The organism is Candidatus Zixiibacteriota bacterium (assembly GCA_020853795.1).
Lineage (GTDB): Bacteria > Zixibacteria > MSB-5A5 > CAIYYT01 > CAIYYT01 > JADJGC01.
In genome coordinates, this window is record JADYYF010000106.1 from 23152 (window position 1) to 31893 (window position 8742).

Annotated in this window: 7 protein-coding genes; 6 read left to right on the forward strand and 1 reads right to left on the reverse strand. The window is 57.6% G+C overall.

From position 1 onward, the window contains the following. Positions 1–11: 11 nt before the first annotated feature. Positions 12–1508, reverse strand: coding sequence for a tetratricopeptide repeat protein (locus tag IT585_08095; GenBank protein ID MCC6963195.1), 1497 nt, complete (start codon positions 1506–1508; stop codon positions 12–14). Positions 1509–1592: 84 nt separating this feature from the next. Here IT585_08095 and IT585_08100 point away from each other — a divergent pair, with 84 nt between their 5' ends. The 6 genes from IT585_08100 to IT585_08125 all read left to right on the forward strand — a co-directional run. After that, positions 1593–2966 (forward strand): TolC family protein, encoded by a 1374-nt coding sequence (locus IT585_08100; protein ID MCC6963196.1) that lies wholly within the window; start codon positions 1593–1595, stop codon positions 2964–2966. A 155-nt stretch (positions 2967–3121) separates the two neighbouring features. Then, on the forward strand, positions 3122–4174 hold the full coding sequence (locus tag IT585_08105) for a hypothetical protein (GenBank protein MCC6963197.1): 1053 nt from the start codon (positions 3122–3124) through the stop codon (positions 4172–4174). Positions 4175–4345: 171 nt separating this feature from the next. Then, positions 4346–5320, forward strand: coding sequence for a DMT family transporter (locus IT585_08110; GenBank protein MCC6963198.1), 975 nt, complete (start codon positions 4346–4348; stop codon positions 5318–5320). 54 nt (positions 5321–5374) lie between these two features. After that, positions 5375–6730 carry an LptF/LptG family permease gene (locus tag IT585_08115; GenBank protein ID MCC6963199.1) on the forward strand — a complete coding sequence of 452 codons (1356 nt, stop codon included), beginning with the start codon at positions 5375–5377 and terminating at the stop codon, positions 6728–6730. Beyond that, complete coding sequence (locus IT585_08120; GenBank protein MCC6963200.1) at positions 6727–7824, forward strand: LptF/LptG family permease; 1098 nt, start codon at positions 6727–6729, stop codon at positions 7822–7824. The genes IT585_08115 and IT585_08120 overlap by 4 nt, the downstream gene beginning before the upstream one ends. A gap of 26 nt (positions 7825–7850) precedes the next feature. Further along, on the forward strand, positions 7851–8742 hold an 892-nt coding region (locus IT585_08125; GenBank protein ID MCC6963201.1), incomplete at its 3' end, for a thioredoxin domain-containing protein.

Below are 8742 nucleotides of genomic sequence, written 5' to 3' on the forward strand. Positions count from 1 at the left end.
GTCAAAGAGCCCTAATTGCGCGGGGCCGGCGCAGCAGTGGAGGCGGCCAGGGGCACTTGCAGTTTCTTTTTCAATTCCAGTAGCGGCCGAAAGTCGGGATCGGCGTTCTTCCAGACTTCAGCGGCACGTTCGCGATAGGCCTGGGCCGAGGCCCGGTCGTTGCCGGCCTCATAGATATCCGCCAGCTTGATCAAAGTTTTGGGGCTATTCGGATTGATCGACAAGTTCTTCTGCAATTCGGAAATCGCCTGGGCCGCTTCGCCCCGGCGCAGCAAGACGTCGGAGTAATAGACACGATAGCTCATTTTCTCGTCCGGCGTCGCAGCCAGGGCAATGATTTCGGCGAACACACGCGCCGCTTCTTCGAAGTTGCCTCTCAAGTCGGCCTCCGTTGCCCGCATGAAGGAGTCGTAGATCTTCCAGCCGGGAGTCTCGACAATAGCCGGAACTTGCTTGGCGCGCTCGGCCATCCACGCCCGCGACCCGTCCCATACTTGTCGGAGCGAGTCCAAGTTGCGTTGACGGTAGTAGAGTGCGCCGAGGGAGAAGGCGGCATCGCCGATGGCATCGTCTTTAGTCGCCGCCAATTTGTCAACCAAGGAACTCATCATGCGTCTGGCGGAGTCCAGTTCATCGCGGTATGCGAGTTGACGGGCGTAGTGGATGGCATATTGTCGGGCTTTCGCTTCATTCGGAGCTTGTCCTCGAAGAATATTGAAGCAGTACTCAACCTGGCGGTTCTGACCAAGGGTCTGATAGGTCTGGGCGAGATGCAAGACGGCGAAATCAAAATCGGGATTGATGTTGAAAGCCTGCCGGAATTCGTTGATCGCCTCGTCGTAGCGGCCCAGGGCATGGAGGATTTCGCCGCGAGAATCATGGGGATTGGCCTGATCGCGACTGAGCTCGATATACCGATCGAGCATCGCCAGCGCATCGTCGTAGCGGCCGAGATAGTAATTCAGGTAGCCGAGCATGTTGTAAGCGGGTGCGTGATCGGGAAACCGCTTGGTGATCTGCTGGAAGAGCTCAAGGGCGCGATCCCAATGACTCAGGCCCCATTCGCGGTAGGCTAAGGTGCTGATAGCATCGAGATCCTCGGGATACTGCCGATAGAGTTCCTGCGCAATCTGATAGCTCTTCTCGTTGTTGCGCTCCCACCCGGCCTGATAGCAGTCGATCAGCAGCTGTTCGCGCGGACTGGTATGGGACTTGTGCGCGATGGCGCGCGCGCGCATTTCTTCAGCTTTCTTGGCAAAACCCATACCGCTGTAGACATCGGCCAGATGGGCTTCAGCCATGGCAAATTGGGAGTCGAGTTGGATTGCCTTCTCGAACTCCTCCATCGCCTGGCGGAGATAGAGCTCTTCATGTGCTCCCACGCCGGCCTGATAATGACGGTAGGCTTCGGAAGATGAAGTGGTCACGGTGCGATTGGGCTTCACCGCGACGTAAATGGCCATCACCAGGAAGAGGAGGAACACTATGAGCGAGATACGACGCAGCATGAATCTTCTGAGCCTTTCCGCCGGACTCATGGGCACACTGCGCCCCGTGTCCAGCCACTGTCAATATACGGCCGATCCGGGGTGATGTTCACTGTTTTTCTGAAAGTGCTTGCCGTGTCCGGCGTGATCTCTTTCTTAATCCTCATGCAGAGAGTTGTGTTTTGGGCTGGTCTATTGGCGGTCTTCGCTCTGGCCGGGCATGCAGCCGCCTTGACCCTTCAGGGGGCTCTGGAATTGGCGCTGAAGCAGAACCATTCGGTCGCCACGTTGCAGAGCCGTGTTATCGAGAGCCAGACAAAGGTCGGCACGGCGCGAACCGCCTATCTGCCGCAATTCCAGCTGAGCGGTTCCTATACCTACAATTCGCGGCTGCCGAAACTGGCGATAAACCTCCCGCTGCCGATCGAATTCCCGGAAATCCAAACGGCCACCCACCATGTCGTCGACACGCGCCTCCAGGGCGGATATCTGCTTCTTGATTTCGGGAAACGGCGTAAGGCGGTCAGCATGGCGGTACTGGGGCGCGAGATGTCTGAAACCGCATTGGCCGGCACGCAGGATGACGTCGCTTATCAGGTGACCCGCGAATACGTTACGGCGGCAATGATCGCCGAACGAGCACGCTTGGCGGAACGGTATGTAGCGACGTCGCAACGCCACCTTGATGACGCGCGCGTGCTTTTCGACAACGGTCTGGTTTCGCAATTCGACTTGCTCAAGAGCGAGATGCAGGTCAAGGTCTATCAAGAGCAGTTAGCCGTGGCAACGGCGGAATTGCGCAGCGCGCAGCTGAGTCTCGCTGAGTCGATCGGCCTCGACAATACAGCACTGCCGGAAATTGCGCAGTCGCTGGCCGAACTCGTGGTTACAGCTCCGGAGACGACCGCACCGGAAGTGGAGCGCCTGGCGATGCAAAAGCCGGAGGTGATCGCGCTGCGGAAACAGCAGGAAGTGTCGCAATTGACGATCGGCCTGGAACAGCTGCGGCCGTCGCTGTCGCTGGTTTCATTCGTGGGTTGGAAAAACTCGTACTTGCCTGACCCCGACAAACTGCTGTTCAACTACAGTGGGGGTGCCGTGGTGAGTTACCCGATTTTCGACGGTGGCCGGGCCCGGGCGCGTCGAGCCGAGGAAATCGAGCGGCAGCGAACGCTGGACTTGGAGATTGAGCAGATCGTGAGCCAGACGACAACGGCGGTGGAGACACTGCGCGCTGAAACTGACAAAATCTCTGCGAAGTCGCGGATAACCGAGGAGCGGCTGGTATTAGCGCGAAAGGCGCTGGAGATTGCCGCGGTGTCTTTTTCCACCGGCCTAATCACCAACAGCGACTATCTCGATACGGAGCTTGAGGTTCAGCAGATCGAAACGGATGCTCTGGCCGACCGCTATTCCCTGTTGGTGGCGCATCTGGAGCTGAAGCGGGTGCTGTCCTACTGGCCAGAATTGGTTCGCTAAGTGTGAGCCTGCAAGCTGGCGTCTTTTCAGAATACCCTCTTGCGCGTTTTGACGTTCCTGATTAGTTTTCGTCTATAGGAAGAGATCGAATCTTGAACGGGTTTCGGGCGGGAAGGTCCGTAATTGGCCGAGATTGTGCACAGAGCGAGGTGTTTATGAGAAAAATATTTCTGCTTCTTGCCGTCATGCTCGCAGCCGTCTTGTGGAGCTGCAGCGAACAAGCCAGCGCGCCTGAGAACGAACAGCAAGACGCGCCGATGCCGGCACAGGTTGCGACGATGCTGAGTCGGTTCGCGGTGCCGGTCGGAATTGAGGTGAGCGACCCGGAGATGCAGGCGCATACCGGCATGCAGCCGGATTCGCCGCCGTACGACAACTACGACGTCTACGCGATCACGATCCTATGGGGCAGTCTGTTGAATACTGGCACCCCGGGCGCTGCACCGGTTGACTGGAGTGGTACTCTGTCCGTCAACGGCGTCGTGACGTTCGATCTGCTGCACACGATCAGCTTCGAGAACAATCAAGATCATTTGATCCCGACTAACAATCCAGCCATGGTGGCCTGGACTTCGTTTACCGCCAATGATTTTGACGGCCTGAACTGCCTGCTCTACGTTGACAAAGACATTGTATACATCACCGCGCCGGAGTTGACCTTTGCGACGACGCCGTTCACGATCAGCTACAACCTCGAGGAACTCGCGAATCTCAGCGAGTTTCACATCGTCAGTAACCAGCACGGGTTTGCCATTAACGCACGCAAGATCTACTCGTCATCGTGCCCGAGCGGCATGATCGTCGGCGAGTGGGTGCGCGACGACAATGCCGGGGCAAGCGGAACATTTAACGGTCAATGGCTCAATCCCGACGGCTCGGTATTCGGCTTTCTGGCGGGCACCTTTGCCACCTCCAACACCGGAGCACGGACATTTGAGGGGGTCGTTTCTCCGGGCGCGCTGACGGTGGTGTGGTACTATGTGTACGGCACCTGGATTTATGATGATCCCACGATGTGCCCGATCTGCGGCAGCGGGCACGGGTACTTTGCGGGATTCTACACCGATCACAACAATAGCTTCAAGGGCACACTGAAGGGCGAATTTGGCTACGCGGCCGACGCCGCCGACAATCACTTGCCGTTGACCGGCAAGTGGATCGAATTCTGCGATAATGCCGCATTTGCCGGTTTGCGCTGGATCAAGTAGACCCAAAAATTTCCGGATTAGATGCGGGTGGTGGTCGGAAACGGCACCGCCCGTTTTTTTATGGCCGCAATCAGAGTGGTCACCGTATTCGCGGAGTCTCCACTGATCCGCTTGACTCGACTGACAGGAACGCTAACTTGAATGCTTTGTTGTGGTAATCATCAGGCAGCGGTGAATCAGCAAGACAACAGAGAGTCGCAACTGGAGTGCGGCAAGCAGCCGCCGACAGCGGGAGCGTTGACGCCGCGAACCGGCACCGGCTACGTCTACTCCGTCGGTTCCGCCATCGCTTCGGCCATGGCGACGGTAGTCGGCAAATGGAATCTGGAATCGATCTCAGCGTTCCTGATGAACACACTGATATTTTCCGTGGCTTCAATTGTGCTGATTCCGTTTGCGCTGCGGGCCGGCGGGTTGAGGCAACTCGTGACCATTCCGCGCGTCGGCTGGAAGTGGCTGTTGCTCTTTGCGTTGACGTCGGTGATCTCGGTGCTCGCTTTCTGGTCGGGGGTACAGCGAATGGATCCGTCGCTGGCGGCGTTTCTGAATCGCGCGGAGGTGCCGGTCGCCATTGTTCTCGGGATTCTCTTTCTCAAGGAACGGTTGACGGTTTGGGAGTCGATTGGGGCGGTACTGTCGGTTGCCGGGATAGTGCTGATGCGAGTGAACTTGCGGGTGGAATATACCACCGGCTTCTGGCTCGTGCTGTCCGGTGCGCTGCTCTTCGGCTTCGCGGAGTTCTGCTCGAAGCAAGCGCTGAAGACAATTCCGCCGTTGCTGCTGACATCGATCCGCAACCTGATCATGTGCGCGCTGTACTGGGTAATCTTCGCGGCAGTCAGCAGAGAGTTCACCTGGCTGGACAAGGTCTGGCCGGGGGTGCTGGCGCTGGGGATTTTGGGACCGCTGCTTACCCGACTCCTGTATCTGGCCGGATTGAAGCGGATGCCGCTGTCGCGGGCGGCGGTCATCAGCCAGAGTCAGCCGGTGTTTGTGCTGTTGCTGGCTTTGCTGGTATTCGGTCAATTGCCGACGTTCCGGGAGATGGTCGGGGGTATTCTGATCACCGCCGGCTGTACGCTCATGGTCGTGTCGCAGCAACGCTGGCTTGGCTTCGGCAACGGCGGCGGCCATACCTCCGTTTAGCTGCCGCGATTGTTTTTCCTTGCCCGATGAGCGTCATCAGGTGTAGAATCGGTCGTGTTAATTCTGTCACGCTACGTGCTCAAGGAGCACATCGGGCCGTTCTTTTTCGGCTTCTTCGTCGTCACCTTCGTGCTGATCATCGACTTCATTCCGCACATGCTGGAGTTGATCATCGGCAAGGACTTGTCCGCCTGGACCGTGATCAAATTCCTGGTACTGAATCTGGCCTGGATGTTGGCTCTGGCCGTGCCGATGGCCGTGCTGGTGGCAACATTGATGGCGTTCGGGCGGATGACCGCCGACAAGGAAATTCTCGCAGTCAAGTCGCTGGGGATCGACCTGATTCGCCTGATGATTCCGGTCTTCATTGCCAGCGGGTTGATCGGCGCAGGCTTGATCTGGTTCAACAATGAGGTGCTGCCCGATGCCAATCACATGGCTTCGAACCTGCGCGGCGACATCGGCCGCCTGCGGCCCACGTTTCAACTGCAGCCGGGTGTGTTCGTGGAGAATATTCCGGGCTATATCGTTCTGGTAAACGAGATCGACCACAAGACTTCGCGCATCAAGGGCGCAGTGATCTATGACCGCACCAATCAGAATGTCAACCGGACAATTACCGCCGACTCGGGAGTGGTAGAGTTTTCGCCGCAGGACGAGATGATCACCTTCCATCTGATGGACGGCCAAATCCACGAGCAGGAACGCGACAAGGCACGCGAGTACCGGATTTCGTCGTTCACTTCACAGACGTTCAAAGTCGGAAACCTGGAAACGCGGTTGAAGGAGACCGAGCAAGACTATCGCGGCGATCGCGAGATGTCGGCCAACCAGATGCTGGAGAAGGTGCACGGGTGGGAGAAAGAAAATGCCGATTATCGCGAAGCGCTTCGGCTTGACACCGACTCGGCGTTGACCAGGCTTCTGAATCCCCCGGCCAAACCGTTGACCGCTACCAATCGCGGAGAGAAAGAGTGGCTGGAATACCAGTACTCGCAGGCCGCCGCCGGAATATCGCAATTGACCCGACTCTTCAAGACCCGGCGGACGCAGATCATTACCAACATCAAGCTCATCTCAAAGTACAGTGTTGAGATTCACAAAAAGTACGCGCTGCCGGCGGCGTGTTTGGCGTTCATCCTGATCGGTGCGCCGCTGGGGGTCGTGAGTCGCGGCGGTGGGATGGCGCTTTCGATCGGCATCTCGATCGGGTTGTTCACGGTCTATTGGGCGTTCCTGATCGGAGGCGAGCAGTTGGCCGATCGATTGATCGTCGCTCCGGGCGTTGCGATGTGGGCGGCCAACGTGTTGATGGTGATGACGGGGTTGATCTTGATATACTGGGTGCGCAGCGAAAAGAGCTTCGTGGCGGCACTGCGGATGATCTTCTGGCGGAGCGCAAGCTTGTGAGTATCCTGGCCCGCTACCTGCTCAAGCGATTCTTCCTGACATTTTTCGTGTCGATCCTCTGTTTCATCATCATCTTCGATCTCGTCAATCTTGTGGAAAACATCGGGCGCTTCGTCGAATCGGGGGCGGAGACGAAGGATATCGCGCTTTATTATGCCTACTTCACGCCGTTTATCGTCGTCCTCACGTGCCCAATCGCCACGCTGCTGGCGGCAATCTTCTCGATTGGTCTGCTGGCCAAGACCAATGAGTTGACGGCAATGAAGGCGGCCGGCATTTCGATCTACCGCATCGCCGGGATTCTGGTAATGGGCGGGTTTCTAATTGCCGGCGGTCTGTGGGTATTCGGGGAGATTATTCTGCCCGAAGCCAACTATCGGAAGAACATCATCAAAGCAGAGAAGATCGAGCGCCGACGGCCGGAGACGGCGAATGTCTACCGGAATCAGCTGTTCCAAGGGCTGGACGGCCGCATCTTCCAGTTCGGCAGCTACATGTCGCAATCACTGAGCGGTGAGGATGTCGTGGTGCAGAGATTTGATGGACGCACGCTCAAGGAAATCACGACGATGAAGCGCTTGCAGTGGCGCGATTCCGTCTGGATCGCCCACGGGGTTGTCATCCGCGCGATCGGCGATCTCGAGTCGGCGGCGCAGCCGATTCGCAGCAGCGCTCACGATTCGCTGGTCCTGAGCGACTACCGCGAGCAGCCGAATCTGTTTGAGGACTGGTTCACGCGACAGGATGCCTATTCGATGGGTTACTTCAAGCTGAAGGAGTTCATCGAAGTCAGCCGGCAGTTGGGCAAAAAGGTAACGGTGCAGTTGGTCGATCTCTACAACAAGATCGCGTTTCCGTTCATCAACGTCATCATCATCCTGATCGGTGTGGCGCTGGCGTCGAATCCGCGCCGCGCCGGACTGGGCATCAGTTTCGGATTGTCGATGGGAATCTCATTTGTATTTTTTACCCTGGTCAAGGTCGGGATCGAGATGGGACACAACGATATTATCTCACCGTTGGTCGCCGCCTGGGGCACGAATGCGATTTTTCTATTGCTGGGTTTGGTTTTGCTGATCCGGGTGCCCAAGTAGCGGCATTCGGCCGAGAGGATATGGAAGTGAAGCGGAAGACAAGTACGTTTTCGAGGCTGGCGCTGCGGAGCGCGCTGTTGGCGTTGGGGGTGTTGGCGGCGCTGTCGTGCGGCTCGTCACAAAGCGGCGGCAAGGGCGATGGCGTCGTCAAATGGCAGACATGGCAGACGGAGAGTTGGAAGCGGGCCCAAGATCAGAAGAAACCAATCTTGCTGTACCTGACGGCGCCGTGGTGCCGGCAGTGTGCAGAAATGGAGTTGCACACGTTCACGCGACCAGAGATCGCCCGCACGATCAATGAGGCAACGATTCCCATCAAGATCAACTCGGAGGAACTGCCGAATGTGTATGATCGCTACACGTTGGGCGGCCTACCGTCATGCATCTTCCTGACACCGGCCGGGCTGCCTTTCGGTGGAGCGACAAATATCCCAGCGGACACGTTCCGCGTGTTGATGGATCGCGTGCTTGACGCGTGGCAGAGTACGCCGGCAGTGGTAGAAATCCAGGCGACGCGGCTCGACAGCCTGTTTCGCGCCAGCCTGACAAACCTGCGATTTCGCCGGCCCAACGAGCAAGTCCTGAGGGAAGCCGAGACCGCGATCTACGCGCAGTACGATTCGGTGTACGGCGGGTTCGGCAATCAGCCCAAGACGCCGCAGCCCGATTTGAACTTGTTTCTCTACAATGCGACCGGCCCGAGCGGCGAACCACTGTTTCGCGGCGAAGTCACGCAGACATTTGCGGCCCAAGCAAAGCTGATCGACAGCATCTGGGGCGGAATTTGTCGAACGGCCATGTTCGCCGATTGGAGTGGCGTTGGATTCGAGAAGCTCCTTGAGTCGGAAGCGCGACTGGCGCAAAACTACATCGAGTTATTCCAAGTCACACACGATGAGAAGTACCGCGTCGGTGCCG

Bases quoted from the DNA above. Each gene is read 5' to 3' on its own strand.
- IT585_08095 (MCC6963195.1), bottom strand. From the start codon at position 1,508: ATGCTGCGTCGTATCTCGCTCATAGTGTTCCTCCTCTTCCTGGTGATG.
- IT585_08100 (MCC6963196.1), top strand. From the start codon at position 1,593: ATGTTCACTGTTTTTCTGAAAGTGCTTGCCGTGTCCGGCGTGATCTCT.
- IT585_08105 (MCC6963197.1), top strand. From the start codon at position 3,122: ATGAGAAAAATATTTCTGCTTCTTGCCGTCATGCTCGCAGCCGTCTTG.